11 protein-coding genes are annotated in these 20,929 nt (G+C 42.0%); all 11 read right to left on the bottom strand.

Annotated features, from left to right (window positions below):
- Position 1 precedes the first annotated feature (1 nt).
- Positions 2–3,607, bottom strand: a complete 3,606-nt coding sequence (locus tag ABIB50_RS19190; RefSeq protein ID WP_429382383.1) for a BamA/TamA family outer membrane protein — start codon at positions 3,605–3,607, stop codon at positions 2–4.
- A gap of 41 nt (positions 3,608–3,648) precedes the next feature.
- A complete protein-coding gene (locus ABIB50_RS19185) occupies positions 3,649–4,869 on the bottom strand; it encodes a Pycsar system effector family protein (RefSeq protein ID WP_429382381.1) in 1,221 nt (406 codons plus the stop codon).
- A gap of 83 nt (positions 4,870–4,952) precedes the next feature.
- Positions 4,953–6,251, bottom strand: coding sequence for a serine/threonine protein kinase (locus tag ABIB50_RS19180; RefSeq protein ID WP_429382379.1), 1,299 nt, complete (start codon positions 6,249–6,251; stop codon positions 4,953–4,955).
- Positions 6,251–7,036 (bottom strand): FHA domain-containing protein, encoded by a 786-nt coding sequence (locus ABIB50_RS19175; RefSeq protein ID WP_429382377.1) that lies wholly within the window; start codon positions 7,034–7,036, stop codon positions 6,251–6,253. The genes ABIB50_RS19180 and ABIB50_RS19175 overlap by 1 nt, the downstream gene beginning before the upstream one ends.
- 10 nt (positions 7,037–7,046) lie before the next feature.
- Positions 7,047–11,180, bottom strand: a complete 4,134-nt coding sequence (locus ABIB50_RS19170) for an FtsW/RodA/SpoVE family cell cycle protein (RefSeq protein WP_429382375.1) — start codon at positions 11,178–11,180, stop codon at positions 7,047–7,049.
- A complete protein-coding gene (locus ABIB50_RS19165) occupies positions 11,180–12,619 on the bottom strand; it encodes a PP2C family protein-serine/threonine phosphatase (RefSeq protein ID WP_429382373.1) in 1,440 nt (479 codons plus the stop codon). Before ABIB50_RS19165 ends, ABIB50_RS19170 begins: the two co-directional genes overlap by 1 nt.
- Positions 12,620–12,714: 95 nt before the next feature.
- A complete protein-coding gene (locus ABIB50_RS19160) occupies positions 12,715–13,665 on the bottom strand; it encodes a hypothetical protein (RefSeq protein ID WP_429382371.1) in 951 nt (316 codons plus the stop codon).
- Between the two features lie 88 nt (positions 13,666–13,753).
- Positions 13,754–15,079, bottom strand: a complete 1,326-nt coding sequence (locus ABIB50_RS19155; RefSeq protein WP_429382369.1) for a serine/threonine-protein kinase — start codon at positions 15,077–15,079, stop codon at positions 13,754–13,756.
- Positions 15,080–15,303: 224 nt separating this feature from the next.
- Complete coding sequence (locus ABIB50_RS19150; RefSeq protein WP_429382367.1) at positions 15,304–16,107, bottom strand: DUF4397 domain-containing protein; 804 nt, start codon at positions 16,105–16,107, stop codon at positions 15,304–15,306.
- 23 nt (positions 16,108–16,130) lie between these two features.
- A complete protein-coding gene (locus ABIB50_RS19145) occupies positions 16,131–17,762 on the bottom strand; it encodes a SusD/RagB family nutrient-binding outer membrane lipoprotein (protein ID WP_429382365.1) in 1,632 nt (543 codons plus the stop codon).
- Between the two features lie 10 nt (positions 17,763–17,772).
- Entirely contained in the window at positions 17,773–20,892 is a 3,120-nt protein-coding gene (locus ABIB50_RS19140; protein WP_429382362.1) for a SusC/RagA family TonB-linked outer membrane protein, read from the bottom strand.
- Positions 20,893–20,929 lie beyond the last annotated feature (37 nt).

Genomic DNA, 20,929 nt, shown 5'->3' with positions numbered 1-20,929 from the left:
CTTAAAACATTACACTGAAGTTAATATACGGATAAAATCCTTCTTTAGAGTATCCGCCTTTCACCTTAAGCAAAGCCATGTCTGACGGTGAAAAGTACATGCCGCCGCCAAAGCCGTGGTGCCATTCGTTTGAAGTTTCACCCTTTACCCAGACCCGGCCAACATCATACGCAGCGGTAAAGCCAAATTGGCCGGGTGTTATATATGGAAAAAAGTCGCTGATCTTTATCCTCGCTTCTATATTATTGTACATCATTTGCTGCCCTGCAAACCTATTTTGTTTAAAGCCTGTTAAATTGTCCTGCCCACCTAAAAACATTGACTGGTAAAAGGCGGTCTGCCCAAATGTTATCCCGCCGCCCAGTCTTTCTGATATTACAAAATTTGATTTGGTATCTACGCTTTTATACAAGATAGCTTCAGGAATAGCCTGAAAAAATGTTCGGGCCGAATTGCCCATACCGGCATAAGCCTGCATCCTTACATTTACATACACCCCCCAGTCTGTAAGCATTTTATTATTGCGTTTGTCATTAATATAGGTAACCACAAGGCCAACGTGCATTTTATTTTTATTGATAGTTGTGCTATCGTATGAATGGATAAAGTTTATATTATCAGTTAAATGTGGATCTTTGTCTGTAATAGAATGGTAATATTGCATTGATGGACCTATCCTTAAACTGGTAGTACCCGCAAGGTTTTGAAAACGCAAAGTAGCATCGGCGGTGTAATACCCAAACCGCGCACGATAATAATCTTTATGCTCGCCGGTTTTATTAAATGTTGTTTGATTACCCAAGCCAAAAAAGTTTATAACATTTGGAAAATATGCTTTTACAGCAATTTCGGCATCTGCTTTATCGATTGCGTTTACCCAATCGCCCGTATAGCTGAAGCGAGTAGACCTTGAACCTAAAGCCCTGCCCAGGATAACCTGCTGCGAACTGCCCGGGTCTTTACGAAAGCCTTGATGAACATATTTAAACCCCGCATCAGCATACAAACCTTCGTCTATATTATAACCCGCTTTAAATAACGGTATTACTGTGTGATATAAATTTGTAGCGAGGTAGCTTACATTTGACGTATCATTAGATATATGTTTATCTATTAACCCCTCGGCTGCACCGGTAAATGTTGCAGAGTTAACCTTTTCATAAACATTTACAGTTGAACCGGCATTTACAACGTTATACTGTTTATGCCCCTTACCGCCAATTATCCTGATTTTTATAGGGGATAACTTTTTATCAATAAAAACACTGTCGTCACCTTTAGATATATACAGACGTATCTCTTTGGTTATTTTAGGGTCAAAGATCCGCGAGAATAAGACGTTTTTTTGGCTTTTTTTGGCAGATACCGTTGTTTGAATTATCAGGCTTCTGTTAAGTGTATCCCTTATACTAAACTTCTCGCTTAAGTCAGTCGCCTTTATATCAACACGGCGATTAAAAAACCTGTAATAAGTTTCAGCAGCTTCTTCCAGGCTGTTACGCCTTTTTTTCATCAGCGCTAACAGTTCTTTATGTCGTATGCGGTAAATAGCCAAAGGCATTTTGCGTAAAGCATTTTCTAATACATCGTCAGTTAAAGCTGCCGCGAAATTTTTGGTTACCTGTGTCCATTGTTCATGACCAATTTGGGTCATAAAACGCGTATTAAGCGTATGATCATTTAAATAAAAATCGTTTATTGATTTAGGGCCGGCATCATACCCCTTTAAATAACGCGCCACCCATTGCCTGGAGGCAATGCCCGGAATTAACCCCTGGTTTATAAAAAAAGCTGCCGACCGGTCATGTGGTACTGCGGTGAAATATCTTACGCCATTTCTTATTTTAGCTTGCCAGCGCCATTGATCTTCGTGCTCATCCCAGTCGCCTAAAAACCAATCCAGCAAACGGGCTTTAAAAAACTCAATGCTGTCAATCCTATTATTATAGCTTCCATTTAATAATTTTATCATGTTGCCGGTGTTGATAGATGAATCGCTGCCAGGTTCACGTTCGTCTATTAAACATATTTTACCGGCAAATTCTTTTTCATAAAAGCCAAGATGGGTATCGGGTGCCACCCAGCCAATGGTTGGAGTAGTGTGACTTACTTTAACTACCGCTGCCAATTCGGCTGCAATTACAGCCCCATAAGGGTATTGAGCAGACATGGCATCATTTAGCCATGCCTTAGCAAAGGTTTGCCTTAGCGCCTGCGGTAATAACATTAGCGGGTATTTTTCAATACTACTCATAATATAGCTTTTACCGGCGGCATTTTTTAGCAATAATGACTTTGTTTGGTGTGTACCGCCGTAACCTATGGGCTTTAAGCCGCCCTGGTATTGATCTATTTTTATAATAGGCAATGTTGCTTTAACAGACCATTCCTTACGGTAGTTTTCGCCATAGATAAGGCGGTGAAACTTGCCAACTTTATTAAAAGATGGGTGCGCGGCTACGGATATACTATCGTCTTTAATTACCTGGTCGCTTTTCTCAACCGGAATATTGACTTTAATGAAGGGCCTGTTATAGGTGAAGACTTTCTTAAATACACTGTCTTTAGCGGTGTTGGCATAATAGGTAAACTTCATGCTCTTGTCTATCATCAAGTCAACGGTAACATAGCCTGCTTCTTTTAAGGCAAATAAGGAATGTTTGCCCTTTTTAACAACCGCTTGTTTAGCACCGGCACCGCTTACTACCTGCATTACACCGCCATCGTTTATAAATTGTAAGCCATGTTCATGGCCAGATACGCGAACAACATTTGAGTCAATATTAAAAACCCTGTTTATCTCTTTTATCATTGTTTTATAAAGCGGATGCCCGTTGTCTTCCGGATTATCAAACGTGCCACGCAGAAAAGGATATAATGCGCCTAAGCCGGGTAGGGGGATATATAAACTGCTTTTAACGGAAGTTAGCGGAAATAAATAATCTTGCCAAACATAACTACCCCCGTGGTGTCCATACGTTTCAAATGGATGGTGGTCGGCCAGAATGATGATCTTGTTTCGGTTTTTATATAATAGTTCTCTAAACTTGTCAATAACCTCTTCGTTGGTTTTACAATCGCAATCGGCATCAGGGTTGTCCTTATTGTAAATATAAAGCCACCATTCCGAGTCGAAGGCTATTACAACAAGGTCGTCATTAATATTAATTGCAGTCGGATCCGGGCATCCTTTTGCCGGTACAAGTTTCAGCAAGGAGTCTTTTTGTGAGGCTAAATATTCGCCCTCCAGTTTTATTTTAGCCAAACCTTTAGGACCCATACGGTCCCAGTCGTGATTTCCGGGGACGAAATAAACGGGCGCACCTGCTGCCCTCAAGGGTTTGTATTGCTGGTCTAATATTTTTTTTGTGCCCGCTTCTTCTACACTACCAGGCAAGCCCATTCCCGTTGGGTATATGTTATCGCCGAGGTACAGTACAGAGGTTTTGCCTTTTAATACCGTACTTACAGCGTGTTGCAGTACGCCATTTTGCTGTTTATCCAGTTCGCCGGCATCACCTATTAAAATAATGCGGTATTTAACAGAATCCTGTGCACGGGTTAAAAGCGCGGCAAATAAAAAGGGTAGTAAAAAAAGTTTCTTCATTGATAGCTATCTGGTTACACGCACACTTTTAAATATCGCCCTTATTTAACTAACGAGGAAATAACGAAAGCAATTACAGAGATTACCAAACCGAACATAAAAACATTATATGACGTTCTTAACAAATGGTATTTCCGGCCCAGTACCTTGCCCTGTGCATAAACATCCCTAATCAGGCTGCCATATAAAAATTCATTATCGTTCACCATTGTAATCATCCCCTGCCTGTATTCGTCAAAATCGGTGTTGTAAAAATTCCCAAAAAACAAAAGATTTACACTCCTGTCATCAACATCCTTTTTTGTAAAGACCCCTTGTTGTAGGTTGGGGCGCGTAGCCAGTATAGAAAAAACTATGGTAACTAAATTTACAGTAAGCAACATTATAGCTGGTATAATTTGATTGTGATGAGCGCTCATATTACGCAACAACAAACTTAATAAAAGAGAAATGATAATAGCGTTAACCGATATCATAATGTGAGCCTTACTATCCGCCATATTACTTAAGCGTTGGTGATTGCCGGATGTAAGCCTAAACATGGTTTCTACGCCCTTACTAAGTTCTTGTTTCTTATCATCATTTTTAAAAATACGCGTAGTGTCGTCTGCGCCTGGTAATGGCAGGGCTTCGTTGCCTGATGTATCGTTTGATTTTATTTTTAGTTTATTTATTAATTCTTCTAAATTTTTTTGCTTTGTTTCGCCCAATAACAGTCTGCAATAATCAGTATGATATTCATGCTCTTCCATTAACATGATTGTTTTTTTACGCCAATCTTCCTTGTTGATGTCGGTGCCATGCACGGCATTAAATTCTTTACGTAATAACTTGGTTTTTCCCCAAAAAACATTCGTACCTAAATGAAACAGATCGGCATCGCAGAGGATGCTTTCTAAAATATTATTGGGGGTTTGCGGAAGCTTTGTAGCCAATATGCAGCCATTAATTTGTTGTATCAATTCCTCGTCAAGGTCAAACCCCTTCAAAAAATCCATAGCTATAATAGCCCCTTTTTCTTCGTGATTTTCTACACCAGAAGCATATGCTATGTCATGGAACCAGGCTGCAACCACTACAACGAAGTAATCCCGGTCATCTAATTGATAGTGGTCGGAAATTTTTTTTGTCGCCGACACTACATCAGTTGTATGATTGATGTTATGATAAGTAAATGTATCGTCCGAATGAGTTTTATAGTAGGATAAAACAAATTTTTTAACTTGTTGCAGTAACTTAGTATAGTTTGTTTTGGTGGACATAGTCTAATATTTATCTATATACATACAGATATCAATTATGTTTAAGATATTGAGGAAATAGGAGAGTGTAGTAAGCTAGGAAGCTAAAAAATGCCGAGGAATTTTTTTCGATGCGATTTTTTTTTGCTGGCAAAGGAAGCCCGAGCTCTTGCTTTATTAGCGTTTGTTATACTATCTTTTTTATATGCAGCAGCCGTTGCAGTTGGTATGGGCTTGTATCGCAATAGTATCGGCACATAGTCTACCGTTGGTTTATACGTAGCGGGTTGATAGACTATGTTTTTATGAAATAGCCCATAAGTACTTAAGCAAACCAATACTATAATTAAGGCTATAGAAAAATTAAACGCAACTTTGGGCACCATTACGCTTTCTTTTTGTGTAATAGCAGTGGCTTCATGTAATTGTAATATCTGTGTTTGCAATATCTCATTTTCTGTTTTTAGCACTACCGAGTTATTATCGGCATTACCAACCGAAACACTGTTGTGCACTATTGCCTCCTGCAGATCCATACCGTTTCCGTACCGGTTGTCGGGTAGTTTTTCAAGACATTTATAAATGATATTTAACAACCATGTGGGAACGTGCATTTCGCGTTCTTTTTGAGCGTTGGTCCATGCTGTGGGCAGGTTTTGCCCACGTAGGGCCAACAGATCAGGAACGGGCGCTTCCATGTGTGATATCATTACGGTGTTACGTGCAGTTTCGCCATTGTCATGCAGCGGGAAAGGTACAACACCTGCCAGTAATTCAAATAGTATTACCCCGTAACTGTATATATCTGTCTGAAAAAGCATTTGGCCTTCATTTTGCTCCGGAGCCATAAATTCTATAGCACCTGCATGTCGCATACTGCTGCGGCGCTCTTCATCAGACATAATAGACAAACCAAAGTCAAGTAAAACATAGTTGCCTGTATGCACATTAAATTTAACGTTGTTGCTTTTAACATCGCCGTGTTTAACACCCACTTTATGGCAATGTGCTAAAGCGCCGGCCAATTGGTCGGCCAGTTTAATAGTTTCTTTTATAGTGAATATTTTTTCATGGGGTTCAGCCAGCAACTCGCCAAGGTCCGGCCCTTCAATAAATTCCATTTCAATGAACGGTAACGAGCCACTTTCTGTAATGCCTGAGCTTAATATCTTAACCACGTTAGGGTTGGCAACTTCGTTTACTTTTTTGAGTTTCTCTACTTCGTTTACAAATTTTCTGTAGTTTTTATCATCAAGGCTTTCATCTGCTATAGGTGTCGGTAAAAGCTTTACCGCGCTTAGTATCGGCCCTATGCGCCTGCCTTTATAAACAGAACCTTGTCCACCGGTGCGTATAGCGCCCATGTTTTCAAGTCCTTCCATTATAGTAAACACCTTGCTCATTATTTATTTCCCTTTTTATAGCTAAATTCAACAACGGCCGTTTCACCAAGGATAATCTGGTCGCCCTCGGCCAGCTGGTGGCCGATATGGCTTGAATGAAGTTTTATCAACGTATTGCTGCTTGTAGATCTTATTTTTACCTTATTACCTGGCGGGATTCCGCCTTCATCGGCAAAGAGCATGAAACACCCTTTTTCGTTGTTCCATTCTAAATGCGCATGTTGCCTGCTGATATACTTATTATGCTCATTATCAATATCGCCGGGGAATGCAATGTGGTTGGTCCTGAAAAAACCGCCATCTACCTGCGCTTTTTTTTCGCGACCAATATTCAATTTTCCATCATCAGATTTGATATGATAAACAGGCTTTTCGGCCTCGCCATTGAGCACCCTGATATATGCCGATCCTGATCTTTGTATTACATGATCTTTAGTGCGGATAAACAACGCAGCGTTAATGCCTTCTAATTTAACGGCCTCGGGCGGAAATTTTTCATCGAAATTAACCTCCAGCTGCCAATTGTCAGGCAAACCTAAGTCAAAGTCGTCGGCAATGCGCTGCACTTCATCTTTAAACTTTTCAGGTTCGTCCTGGTATACAGCAGATTCATACATGTGTTTATCATTGCCACCTACAGTTATAAATAAATTGATGCCTTTAATGTTAGCGCCCTCGCCGCCTTCTGATTTTTGCAGGTTTTCTTTAATACCACGCAGCAAGGTATCGCGAACTTCTTTTACATCATTTGGGCCTTCGTTCTCCCGGCTAAATATTTTAAACATTGTCTGTAATTTAATTTGATGCTGTATCCGCTTCTGCAACAGCATTATTCACGCTTTGTTCTGCAGTTGTAACTATTTTCTCTTTAGCCGGTACTATGCTTTTAATATATCCCTTTTTAATCAGCAGCGGGATGATATGTTTACCTGCCAGATGTACTGCATCAGCCGATCCCTTAGTCGACTCGATCCTTACGCATACAACAATATTACCTGTACCTTTTGCCATCGGCGCAAAAAAGACGTACCAGCCATCATTAATTCCTTCCTTTTTCCATATCCGTTCTGGTGTGCCTGTTTTGCCGGCAACGCTTAAACCCAATATGGGCACTTTTGGGGCGCTTTGCTCTATCATGTATTGTGTAATCAGCGCGGCGTATTTTGGATCGTCAGCAAGCTTAATACTGGTCTTAACGGGTTGTTCGGCGTCACTCACCTTCAATACAAATCGGTTGGCTACCAACTCGCCATTATTAGCTACACCCGATACCAGCCTTGCAACGGCCGCCGGGGTAGCAATCAGCTCGCCCTGGCCCCAGGCCATACCTGAAATGCCTTTAGCTCGTGTACGTCTGATGTTGGCAGGATCGTAACGCGGTTTGGTATTAAATTCGGTTTTGCGCCATAGCTCACGCCATTTCTCCTCTTGTGTGGCGTTATCTGGCCGTTTGCCGTAGTAGTAACCGCCTACACCATGTAAAAACATACCGGTCTTTAAATATAAGGTGGCCATGTCTTCTTCCAAATGCTCCTGATTAGCTAACTTAATAAAGTAAACATTGTTTGATTTTGCTACGGCTCTTTCTAAAGTAATTACACCTTTCTCATCCGGCTCAATGCCCTTGGTACGTATGCGTTCCCAACTGGCCACATTAAATTTTTTGTTAGCGGCTTCTAAGCCCAATTTATTAAAAGATGCCATGGTAGTTAACACCTTGGCTGTCGATCCGGGTTGTGTAGCGTAGGTGAAGCCCAGATCGCTTGTGGTAAGCCATTGCGATAATTTGTTTTGCTCGTTAACCGGCATCGTCAGCTGGTCCCAGTTATGAATAGGAGGGAGCGGGTAAACAGCCGAAGCCAATACATCGCCGGTTGACGGCAGCATCACCACCACCGATACGCGGTTATCATAAAGCGAAGTATCTGTCGCTATTGATTTTTGTATTTTTGTTTGCAGGTCAGCATCTACTGTTAATTTAACATCGCGGTTTCGGCGCTTAAATTCATTGACTTCATTACTGTTAATACCCGCTATAAGTAACGGTGCCAACGCGCTATAATCTTTTTTACTTACCGACATTTCTTTTACGCCGCGCGGCAAAAAACGATCTTCTTTAAAACGATTGGCATGGGTGTTGTAACTGGCTATGGGCATGTTAAACCCACGTAGTTCGGCCGCGTGCTCATATTCGGCAAAGTAGCCGTTGGTACTACCGTTAAATACACCGGTATTAACATCGCCCACCCAAAAAAACATTTGTTCCTCAAAAGGGTAGTAACGTGTTAACCGCTTGTGCATTGCAGAGTCCAGGTTATAGTTTTGGATGCCCGATGAGTCTAAAAGGCGCCGTTGTTTTTGTATGAGCAACGGGTCACTCGTAGCCAGTATCCGGCCATCACGGTCATATAGCGTGCCAGCTTGCAGCCTGTTCATTAATACCGCAATGCGGGGGTTATAACTAAACATACGAGCACCGCTTCTGTCGGCCACCAGGGCGGGTTTTACAATCCATTTGGCATTAACAAATAAGTAGCGCGACACATTTATAGTAAGAAGTAATACACCTATACAAGCCATAGCTAATGCCGGTACAAGGTTGTGGTCCTGTTGTTTAGTTATAAAGCTCATTTGTACCGCTGTGCCCTTAACTCTTGAAGCTGAAAGTAAAAAACCGGCTGCTACAAAGTTGGCCACCAGCGACGAACCCCCATAACTCTCAAACGGTAACGAAACCCCTGATAACGGTAATGCCCCGGTTGATCCACCGGCTATCAATAAAAACTGAACAAACGTACAAATACCTATACCTGCGCATAAATAAAACAGGAACGGCGTGCCGGTTTGCCGGCCTATAATTATGGACCGATGCAGGTATAATAAAAATATAAGGAAGATGCACACAATGCCTGTCCATCCAAAATCTTCGCCAATTGAAGGTAATATCATGTCGGTATGCGCCTCAGGTATGGTTTTGGCAAAGCCTTCGCCCGCGCCCTGGCCGGTTATTCCGCCGCTTGCCATGGCCCAAAGCCCGTTAGCTACCTGGTCACCGCCATAAACTTCGTTGTCCCATGCATCCTGCCAAATGGCTTTACGATCTACCAACCGTTGTACCGGGCCAGGTATCAGTTTATCAAGATGAGGGATCTTATCTATAGTTAAAAAGCCCGCTATAATAATCAACGCCATAATAGCCGACTCACTTAGCTGTTTCCTTTTAAATACGGTTACCACTGTCAGCATTAGGATGGTAGCGAACGCCGATAGCCAAATGTTTTTAAATATCCAGGTTATCAATACATAAAAAATAACAGAACCTGCCATAAACAGGAAATCGCCACGCGAAAACGAGAACAGAATGATGAAGGTGAAGCAGATAACCATTGCCGGACCTAAATCGCCCAATATCAGGAACAGGAACAGCGCGACAGCAATGGATATAACAGCGAACGAAAAGAAAGAGAACCGCTTTTTAAAACTTGCATATTCACTAATGAATCGTTCGTTAGCCGCAAAGAAGCCAGCTAAAAATATGATCACCAGGTATTTTACGATCTCGCTTGGCTGAAAACCAAACAAGTTAACCTTTACACCGCTGCCTTCAGGCCCCGAGCCAAACCTTATGGTTAAAGCAAGCAAACCTATAGCTATAATTATCCACGGCCAGCCGTTTGCCGCCTTACGGTTGTTTTTAAAAAAAAGCAAGCGATAAAGCATAGAGTCGGCTGTGAAACGACGCATGTTAAATAATAACATACTTATCATAGCCGCGAAACCCATAGCAAGGTACATCAGGCTATCTTTGGCCAAAAAACGGTCGCGGAGTGGGTCCTGCAAACTTAACAGAGTCAGAAAAGATAACCCGGTAAGCACCATTATAAATGGCAGTATCAATTGGTCGGCTGTGTTGAATTTCCAGGTTAAAATTAAGTGTGCCAAGGCAAAGCAACCAAAAAAGCAAACCACTATAATTAAGAAAGAGAAATTAAATTCGGCAGGCGTACGGATAATAAACGACCGTTCTTTTTTAAGAATACTAAAGTCGCGGGTTGAGAGCAGCCTGATGGTATGCGGGGCGCGGTTAAAGTTTAAAACCTTATCGGCATCTAAATTATCTGTCCCTGACGAAAAACCAAACTGGTAGCCAGGCTGCAACGGCAAAACTTCGAAAGCTTTACCGGCGGGTAAGTTATTGAATATATAACGGCCCTGGTCGTCGGTACGCGCAAACGCAACCAACGATTGCAAGTGGCGTTGCTTTTGCTCATCCAACACATATACCTTCTTTACACCTGCTGTTTGTTCGGTTTTGGTTGATATCTGGTCTGTTTCTTCGTCGTTATAAGTGCTGTCCTGAGGTAACACCAATTGCAAACGCACCAGTACACCGGCCACAGTTGCTTTTTTTTCAAATATTTGTCCTGATATAGACCTGCCCGACAGGCCTGCATCAGTCACCGCGGGTAAAACGGGCGGTTTAATTCTTTCCTCCACAAAACGTAAAGAATCTTCGCCCGTATAGCCGAGCAAGGACCGCGATACGACCACCCGTTGCTGAAAGGATTTACCGCCCTGGCTCATCGCCGTATCAGCATTAATATCGTAGCGCTTTTTATTTAATTCGCCGATGTTTTCAAACTTGCTGCCTTTCTTTATTCTTTCGGCAATAACTTTTTCAATCAGGTCTATATCGCGTTTGTCCTCGAAATAATAACCCCGCTCCAATAAAGTGCGGACGTTCTTTGCCGGATTTTTTGCGTTGAGGTTCACCATTGTGCCGTCATGCAGGCGTTTGGCTACATCGGTAAAATTCTTTTGCTCGATATAATACAACCTGCCAAAAAGTAGTACCAATACAAATGCTATCAATGCAAGAAACAAGCGCTCCTTTTTCCTGCCCGCGGGTATCATTGTTCCCTGTTCCATTAATTTTGTTTGTTGGTCATAGGAATAGAATCGGCCCTAAAAGTATGCAGGTCGCCGCTGACAAATTTATTTCCGGCGATAGTAAACAGGTTTTGCACAGCAACAACGCAGTTATTAAATCTTACATTTTTTAACAGCAACGCGTTATTATAAGCTATAACACCGGTTTTAAAGTTTTTGACAGACAGGCTATCCAGCATTATTAATTTGCATTGCCCGTTCAGGGAGAAGGCAGTGCCTTTATAAACGCTGTCGGCAACCAGTTCAATCTTTCCTTTTGTTTTTATAAATAAGGTATCGCGTTTAACCTGGATAGCGCGGCTTATGTTTATTGGTGCAGCATACGCAGTATCGGCAAGTAAAAGCACATTACCTTTTAAATTATTAATAGCGTTTTGTAATTTAATTTCGAGCTCACCGAGCGGCTTGCTGTCAGCAGGAGGCACCGCTTCAGCAACAACCATTGTGGTTTGTTTATTTTGCAGATATTGCCAAACGTTACCCGCCAAAAATACCAGGGTCAACAAAACTAATAACGTAACTATCCAGCCGTTACTTTTTTGAGGCGTAGGTTCCTGATTTTCTTGATGCGTAATCGGGGTTGATGCCTTAACAGGATCAATAACTATCGGCTGATCCTTTTTTTTTTCACTTGCAGCAGGCATAGTGGCATTGTGTTTAAGCGCCTGTTTATCGTTTTTTGCTAAAACCACGGTAATGTTATCCTTACCACCTTTAGCATTAGCAGCATCAATAAGTTGGGTGCCCTTGTCTTTCAGTGACGATGAACTGTGTGTAATTATTGTAGTAATATCCGCGCTGGTCACCATATCGCTTAAGCCGTCGCTGCAAAGCAGCAACATATCGCCCGGTAAAAATGGTGATTGCCCCGTTTCAATGTATTCGCTATCTTTTACCAGGTTAGCCTCAAAACCCAGCGCCTTGTTGATCTCGTTTCGTTTGGGATGAGCCATTGCCTCAGCCTCATTTACCCGGCCCGACTCCTCTAAAAATCCGACGAACGATTGATCATGTGATATTTTTACCAACGAATTATCACGCAGCAAGTATAAACGTGTGTCGCCAACGTGGGCATAATAAAATTGGTTATGTTCAATATCTATTAAGGTAAGTGTTGCAACACAGGCCATACTGTCGTGCTCTTTAACCTGTTTTTTCTCGTCAAGTATTTTTTGATTTGCCTGGTTAAAACAGTCTATCATTATCGGGATAAATTCGCCTGTTGGTTTGGTTAGCCGTTGTAATATTGCTTCGCGGGCCAACCTGGCAGCAACTTCACCGCCCGAATAACCACCTACACCATCAATAACACAGGCAATAATAAATTTACCGTCGGCAGTGGCCTGAGCAATAAAAGTATCCTCGTTGTTCTTTCTTTCCTTACCGGTATCTGTTACCCCGTAAAACTGATCAGCCATTGTTTCGTCGTGAATTTTTAATATCCAAAAAATGCGTAGCCAATAGTGCAATAACAATAACTAACAATCCCGCCGAGAGTATTTGTGATATCATATTATGATTTAAATATATTAACGCCTACTATGCCGTTAAGCAATATTCTTGAGTTTACAGGCAATTCAACCCATGACGGCGAATTAACGTCGCTTCTTTCAACCTCATTTTCGTTTAAAATGGTACGTTCTCCAAATGATGCCAGGTAAAATTTTCCATCGGATTTGTTATACCTTATTTGCAAATGCGGCGTATTAACCCACTCGGTTGGTATTTTAAAGATATTTGATTCTTCACGAGTTTCTTCATCACCAGATATTACAATCTCGTCGTCTTTCATCAAAAATTCAACCTTTTTACCGGCAAATTGCTTTTCGGGCAGGATGGTCTCAAACCGGGCGAAGGTTTTTTTGCGGTCATCAGCCGGTGTATCTTCATCATATTCCAGGTCCTCGATATAAGGTAATTCATAATAGCCTTCGCTGTAATAGTTAAAACCTTTTAATACATCCTGGCTTACATCAAATGTTTGGGCTATACCTGTTTGCCGCGGTATAAAAGTAACCCTTAAATTCTCTTCTTTTTTGGTGCTTCCTGGCAATAGTTTTCCTATAAAACCGATATCCCCGCGTGCATAGTCAGGGTGGGATACTAATCGAAATACCCATTTAGAACTTGAAGGCACCACCGTTTTACCCCCAGCACGGTATTGCTTCAGCTGCTCATAAAACTTTTTTACGGTTTCGTTTACAATTAACCCGAATATACCTTGCTTATTATTCATAAATTCCTGGTAATCTTCAGGGTTAAAGCTAATTATATATTCGTGGTAAAATACTATCCGATCGGCAAATGACAGCTGACGGATAGAATCATTAAATTTGTCTATTACGTAATTATAAACATCATCAGGCGTGAGCGATTGCTGTTTCTTTTTTCCGCTTGTGTTTTCAGTAGTTAAAAACCAGTCTTGCAGGCCAATGCGTTCCCAGATAGATGTCTTTGCGTCCATGTAATTAATATGCGGGGTTAGTATGATGTGATAAACACAATTACGTGTCAGGATGTTTTAAAGTTCCTCATTAAAACGAAATTAATTTTTAGTTGTCAGACGTATCTACCAATGTCGTATCGGGCGCGTACTGACTTTGCTTTTTTGCTTTTTCCAATTCTTCTTTAGCGGTGGCGTTCACAATAGAATCTGTTATCCTGTTTTTTTCACGTCGCAAATCATGTGCTTTTTGCAGTGCGGCGATGCTGTCAGCATTATCGTTACCAGTACTATCAGTAGCCGGAAGCAGTATGGTGCCCTTTTGTGGCGCCGGTTTGTTAAATTGTAAATAAGCCGAATAACCCATAAATCCTACCAGCAATATTATTAACATTGCGAATACAGATTTTGATAGGTGAACCTTATTACTTTCGCCGGCCCTGTAAGTCAGATCGGGTGCAATAGCGTTCGGCTGTTCCTGCTCAATTACTGGTTCATCAACCTTTGGGTTGTCATCCAGTCGTATGTTGGCTATGCTATGCTGTATAATAGCATCATGAAGTTCCATGCCATCAGCGTAACGTTGCTCGGGCGATTTTTCCAGGCATTTATAGGTAAGATTGAGCAGCCATTGCGGCACATCTATTTCCTGGTCCTTTTGCTTTTTTGGCCAGTTTTCGGGTAGATTTTTCTTTCTTAATTTTATAATGTCGGGTACGGGTGATTCCATATGCGCCACCATTACCGTATTTCGAGCGGTTTCGCCATTGTCTTCCAGTGGGAACGGTACCGCTCCCGCTAACAACTCAAACAATATTACACCATAGCTATATACATCAGTTTGAGTCAGTATTTTGCCCTGGTTCTGTTCGGGGGCCATAAATTCAATGGCCCCAGCGTGGCGCATACTACTTCGGCGTTCCTCGTCTGACATAATTGACAAACCAAAATCCAACAATACGTAGTTGCCAGAATGTACATTAAATTTTACATTATTGCTCTTGATGTCGCCGTGTTTCACTCCAACATTATGGCAGTGTGCCAGCGCGCAAGCAAGCTGGTCGGCCAGCTTAACAACCTGTTTAAGAGTAAATATTTTATCGTTTGGCGGCGATATTAATTCGCCCAGATCTGGCCCCTCAATAAACTCCATTTCAATAAAAGGAAATGAGCCGCTTTCGGTAATACCTGAGTTTAATATTTTTACCACATTTGGGTTTGGTACTTCGTTAACTTTTTTAAGCTTGTCAACCTCATTCAGAAAATTTCGATAATTTTTATCATCCTCGCTTTCCGACTGAATGGGGGTGGGAAGTAGTTTAACGGCGGTGATTATTGGTCCGATACGGCGCCCTTTATAAACCGAACCCTGGCCGCCCGTTCGCAGTGCGCCCATGTTTTCAAGTCCATCGGTAATTGTAAATACTTTGCTCATGCGTAAAACAGGACTATAGTCCTCCACCCACTAACAAATATTTTTGAATTTAGTTTAGGAATGATTTAAGTAGAAATGTACTAAGCAGCCTGAAATTAACAGTACCTTAAACAAAAAAAGCCACCTGCTTAGGTAGCTTTTTTGTTTTGCGGAGAGCTAGGTTCCTGAACCCAATTAAAAATAGTGCTGTAAATCAATTAGTTATCGTGTTTTATACCTCAACTTTACTTGACGAGAAAGAACGATATATAAGGTTTTTGCGTATTGGTTTTACCACTATACCCGCTGGCAAAAGCTGTGAATACCCTTTGGTTAGCCGGTACACTGGTAGTTGAATAACTGGCTAATACAGTAGTGGATGTTTTAGCGGAACCTGCTGCACGTATTTTAAACGTTTTATTAGCGGCAGCTTTAGGGATCAGGAAATCCGGACTGTTTTGCAGGTAAGGTAAGTTGCCTACCAGTAAAGAGTCTGTACTTTGATCGGTGCCTGTTGCTGTTCCATAATACAAGTCGAGCGCGGTTACATTTGGTATAAGGTTTACAAAATGCAAGCGACAGGTGGCAGTATCCGGCCTTGTCAGGTTCTCGGTGGTTAACAACGATTTGGTATTAGTCGTAGTATCAGTAATATGCACCACATAGTTTTTCTTAGACTCTAACTGGAAAGTGCCTGTGAATAGCACCAGTGAATCGGTACCATCATATTTCTTTTTAGGCTGTACGATAGATACTTTTACTGTGCCCGCATGCACAGCTAAAAAGTCGGCCGTGTTACCACCACCGGTATTGTAACCGCCACCCGGGAAAGGGGTACGGGCAGTAATTGGCTGGCTTATCGGTTGGTCGTTAATTTTGATAACTATGGCGCGGTTATTGGCATATTGTGACACGTAGTTTATCCTCAATACAGCCTCATCTCCAGTCAATTTTACTTCATCGCCATAATCAAACACACCTTTTTTGCAGCTTCCTACTATTAACAGGGCTGCCAGCGCGCAAAATGGTATTAAAAATATCTTTTTCATTTCTTTTCTTTAAATGGTTAAAATTACTGTTGACTAAACCAAGTTTCCTGGGTTTCGTAGGTTGGTAAGTCGCCACCAAATTTGGTCAACTCGGCTGCATTCCATACAAATTCGGAATTGAAACGCGGCCTGCAGCGGTACTTATATTTACCGTACTGTAAATCTGCGGCTGCAAGTGGATAATACGTGCGGAAAACAGCCGGATCATAATGATACTTCCGCAAATCGCACCAGGTTTCAATACTACCCCAGCCCCATTGCGCAATATACTTTTGCTGCATAATATCGGCTATGGTAAGTGATGCTGCAGTTTGTGCAACTTCACTTGATGCAAGGTAGGCGTTTATCTCGGTAGCAGCAATTGCAGGGTCAGGGATGCTTTGGGTGCGGCCGTATTGGTTGTAAAAGTCCATTGAAGCTTTTATGCCATTGATATAAGCTGTATAAGCCGTAGTTGCGTCTCCTTTTTTAAACGCTGCCTCCGATTTAATGAACTGCATTTGGGCATAAGTCATTATCGGCCAGCGGGCACGGTCGGTAAAAATGTAACGACCGTTAAACAGTGTTGAACCTGTAGGTAAGCTGCCTAAAACGTTTGGTACGGTAGTTAAGGTGCTGCCTTTGGTAGGGGTAACTGCAATATAGGTTGTACCGGTTGGGTTACCCGTGCCACTCGTAGATGTACCAGGAGTTAAATACCTGCTTAAACGGGGGTCTAAAGAAGTTGTTGGGCTTGGTGTTGGCGTACCTCTCACACCGCCGGTCAACAAGCCTAAAATTGCGGTTGTTTGCCTGCAATAGTAGGTGGAAGTGTTTAACACCCCTGATGTTGAGCTGCCCGCATTGGTTGGGCCAGCCAGGTTAACATCTGTTGTGCCTGATGACTGGAAGAATACAGTGGGGTCTTCAGTTTCGTTAGCAAATGACAGATCTACATACTTAATAACACTGTCGGCATATTTGGTTTTGAACTCGGCCTTGTTAACCAAGTGGCCATATTGCGTTGCCAAAACTCCATAAACAAATTTTTTCCATTTGGTCATGTCACCTTTGTATATGCCATCGCCACTGGCGCCTTGTAATGTGGCTGAATAACTGATAGGGCTTGGGGTATTCATATACTTAAGGGCAAGGGCGCACCACTCTCTAACTTTAGCATAAACATCTGGCTGGTCCTGAAATCTAAATGAAAGTTGATTGTTTTTAAAAGCGTCATCTAAAATAATCGGACCATATTGGTCGGTGGTTATTTGATAGGTCCAGGCTTTAATGGCATAACCAATACCCGCGTACTCGTTTTTTTGATTAGCAACTGCATCCTTTATCATGTTTTCCAGGTTCAGGCCCATATCAAAATAACACATACGCCAGGCAACGCCGCCGGCATCGCTATTGTAAGTATAACCATGTTTTTCCCATAGCAAGGCTGCATCTGCAGTACTTACTCCAGCAAAATTTTGCGTTACTTTAGAGATCGTCGTTCTTTGATCCTGCCAAATATCGTCATGCATCTGGAATTGTATTGGCGGCAAAAGCAACTCGGCTTTCACAATCTGCGGGGTTACCGGGTTACTGTTAATATCCAGGTATTTTTTACAGCCCGGGGCAATAAGGAATACCATTACTGCCGTTAAGGTGATATATACTTTTCTCATTGTCTTATTTTTACAATTTTACTCTTAAACCCAGGTTAAAACCAATAGGTTTACCAATGTTACCATAATCTATCCCATAACCACCAATACCGCCTGAACCAGCATTAAGCGAGTTGCTTTCAGGGTCAAGGCCGGTATAGTTTGTGATCAATATCGCATCAGTTACTGTGAAGAATACGCCTAAAGTTTTGATAAACCCGGTTTTGGCCAAAGCCGATGGCGGAAAATCATACCCAAGGGTAGCATCACGCAGTCTGAATGCTTTTATATTATGTTCAACGAACACCTCTGGTGCCGGGTTTGTATAATATGCTGAATTTGAATAAGGTGTAATTGCAATGTTGTTAGGAGTAGGGTGGTCGGTATTTTGTAAACCATCGTTAAGCACACCGGTAATTACACGTGGTGTTTCGCGGTCGAGCGTTTTTACACTGATACCTTTGGTATAAGCTTCAAATTCTGTCTGATTGATCACGTCGCCGCCGTAACGTAAATCCCATAACATCGAGAAATTGAACCTTCCGTACCTGAATTGGTTAATAATACCTAAAGTAAATTTAGGTGTCCTGTCACCAATTGGGTGGTAGTTAAGGTCAGAAACGATTGGTAAACCGGTTGAAGGGCTAATAACTACCTGGCCAGATTTATTCCTGTCATATCTCCAGCCGGTTACGGTGCCTGTACTTTCACCGGGTGTAGCTGCGCTTCTAAGAGAACCTATTATTTGGGTATCCGAATCGTACAACTCTGGTAATTCTTCGGCAAGTGATATAACGGTACCCCTGTTTTGTGTATAGTTCAATTTTACATCCCAGTTAAATTTAGATGTTCTAACAGGTGTACCGCTCAGCACAACCTCGATACCTCTGTTCCTCACCTCGCCACCGTTCAATAGTTTCAAAATGAAACCACTACCATAGCTTAAGCGCGGAAAGATGATCTGGTTGATACTTTCAAGGTTATAATAGTTGAAATCGATACCTAAACGATTATGCAAAAACTGCATTTCGATACCGGTTTCAAAGTTCCTGGTAGTTTCAGGCTTCAAATCAGGGTTACCACCGTTCACAGACAGGGCATAGCCACCACCGGTAGTGTTAGTACCCGCATAATTGCTACCTAATGCATATTGCCGGAATGGGCCCTTGCCGGTTAAGGCGTATGAAATACGTAGTTTACCATAATCTACAAACGGCAGGGCATCTTTCACAGATTGAAGCTCGGTGAAGTTGAAAGCCATGGACGCTGATGGGTAACCAAAGAACGGATGTCCATCAGCTTTTAAACCTGTTGCGGCATTAATGCTTGGCATTAATTTGGAAACACCATCAACGCGGCCTGTTAAAGTGAAATACAATATGCTTTTGTAACCTAATATTGCCTGCGCGAAGAAGCCTTCGTCAGAATAACGGTTTACGTTAATCGTGGCCTGGCGTGTTAAAGGCAAAGTATTGTTGATACTGTAGAAATTAGGATCGTAAAATTTAGTACCTGATTGTGAGTTTGTGGTACTGTTGAAATAATCGATAGTAGCACCTAAAATATAAGTACCGGTAAACGAACCCATTTTAGATTTTGCCGAAGCAACCAATGACGCGTTGTATAGTTTAGAAAGATCCTGGTAGGTTAAGATATAGCCACCTGTTGGGGAAGTTGCACTACCTGAACCTTTGTAAGATTGCCCGTTGTAAACGTTTGAGCCATTGGTGCTGGTTATATCCGCACCAATTATGGCATTAATAGAAAGCCATTTGTTTGGTGTAATATTAAAGTTTGCATTGCCGATGAAACGGTCGACTTTATCAACCTGGGGGTCTTTATTAACGCTCCAAAGCGGATTGTCATACTCACTGTAGATAGACGCAAAGTGGGTAATACGGTTGCCGTTAACATCTTCATATTTCGTAATATCAAACGCAGGGCTAAAACGTAAAAGACCCATCAATATACCATTTGCTCCTTTGTAACCCTTGGTGTTTGAAGAGTTAATATAGTTCATGGTGGTGGTAACTTTAAACAATGGTGAAATTACCGCGCTACCTGTTAAGCGGGTTGAAAACCTTCTGTAATCGGTAGTGGGGATAACACCCTCGTTATCGCTGTATTCATTTGACCAACGGTAGGTTAATTTATCCGAACCGCCTTCTAAAGAAAGGTTTTGTTTTTGTGCTTTACCTGTTTGAAAGAAGTTTTTGTAGTTATCAAATATGGGTGTACCCGGCAAAAATTTAGGGCCAAAAAAGTTTGATGTAGTACCAAGAAATACACCGCCTGCATCACCTAAGTTATATTCTGTTTGTCTTTCAGGAGATTTAACCAGTTTCTCCCAACGGTATGATGTGCTGTAGTTAACTGTACTTGCGCCGGCTTTGCCTTTTTTAGTGGTAATCAATATTGCACCGCCCGCACCTGCGCTACCATAAAGGGCTGTAGCTTCAGGGCCTTTCATAATGGTGTAGGTTTCAATGTCGGCAGGGTTAATATCCATACCACGGTTTGAATAATCCTGGTCGCGGTTGGCGCCCTGGCTTACTAATGAGAAAGTTTGGTTTAGTGTTGTGTTGTTAATTGGTACACCATCTACAACTATCAGGGCGTTGTTATCACCACTGATAGAGGTAAAACCCCTTAATACGATTTGTGCAGATGCACCAGGATTGCCACTTGTGCTGTTAATAGATAAGCCAGCCACCCGGCCTTGCAGACCGCCAAAAAAGTCTTCACGTTGTGTTTGAGAAACATCATCGCCTTTAACTGTTTGCGCGGCATAGCCTAAACTCGCCTTATCGCGATTAATACCGTAAGCGGTAACCACAACTTCATTGATGCTACCGGCCTCGGTAACCATTTTAACCGACAGGTTGGGGTTGGTGCCGACGGTGATTTCCTGTTTGACCATACCGATAAAAGTAAATACCAGCACTTCGCCGGCATTGACGTTAATGCGGTAAAGACCCTCGCTACTGGTCGCAACAGCAGTTGTACCGGTTTTTACTTTAACCGTTACCCCCGGTAACGGAAGGCCGTCATCGGCCGAAGTTACTTTTCCGGTGACCGTTAACGACTGTGCAGCGGTCTGCATCGTCCAGCAAGTTAGTCCCAGGAAAAAAAAGAGTAAACTTTTTTTCATACTTGAATTGTTTGATCAGTTAATAAATTTGTTATTT

It is taken from the genome of Mucilaginibacter sp. UYCu711 (assembly GCF_050433825.1).
Classification (GTDB): domain Bacteria; phylum Bacteroidota; class Bacteroidia; order Sphingobacteriales; family Sphingobacteriaceae; genus Mucilaginibacter.
The sequence above is the reverse complement of the archived record's forward strand: the minus strand, read 5'-3'. Positions and strand labels throughout refer to the sequence as shown.

Excerpts from the sequence above, each read along its gene's own strand:
- ABIB50_RS19145 (WP_429382365.1), bottom strand. The coding sequence starts at position 17,762 with ATGAGAAAAGTATATATCACCTTAACGGCAGTAATGGTATTCCTTATT.
- ABIB50_RS19165 (WP_429382373.1), bottom strand. The coding sequence starts at position 12,619 with ATGGCTGATCAGTTTTACGGGGTAACAGATACCGGTAAGGAAAGAAAG.
- ABIB50_RS19150 (WP_429382367.1), bottom strand. The coding sequence starts at position 16,107 with ATGAAAAAGATATTTTTAATACCATTTTGCGCGCTGGCAGCCCTGTTA.
- ABIB50_RS19190 (WP_429382383.1), bottom strand. The coding sequence starts at position 3,607 with ATGAAGAAACTTTTTTTACTACCCTTTTTATTTGCCGCGCTTTTAACC.
- ABIB50_RS19160 (WP_429382371.1), bottom strand. The coding sequence starts at position 13,665 with ATGGACGCAAAGACATCTATCTGGGAACGCATTGGCCTGCAAGACTGG.
- ABIB50_RS19170 (WP_429382375.1), bottom strand. The coding sequence starts at position 11,180 with ATGGAACAGGGAACAATGATACCCGCGGGCAGGAAAAAGGAGCGCTTG.
- ABIB50_RS19175 (WP_429382377.1), bottom strand. The coding sequence starts at position 7,036 with ATGTTTAAAATATTTAGCCGGGAGAACGAAGGCCCAAATGATGTAAAA.
- ABIB50_RS19180 (WP_429382379.1), bottom strand. The coding sequence starts at position 6,251 with ATGAGCAAGGTGTTTACTATAATGGAAGGACTTGAAAACATGGGCGCT.
- ABIB50_RS19140 (WP_429382362.1), bottom strand. The coding sequence starts at position 20,892 with ATGAAAAAAAGTTTACTCTTTTTTTTCCTGGGACTAACTTGCTGGACG.
- ABIB50_RS19185 (WP_429382381.1), bottom strand. The coding sequence starts at position 4,869 with ATGTCCACCAAAACAAACTATACTAAGTTACTGCAACAAGTTAAAAAA.
- ABIB50_RS19155 (WP_429382369.1), bottom strand. The coding sequence starts at position 15,079 with ATGAGCAAAGTATTTACAATTACCGATGGACTTGAAAACATGGGCGCA.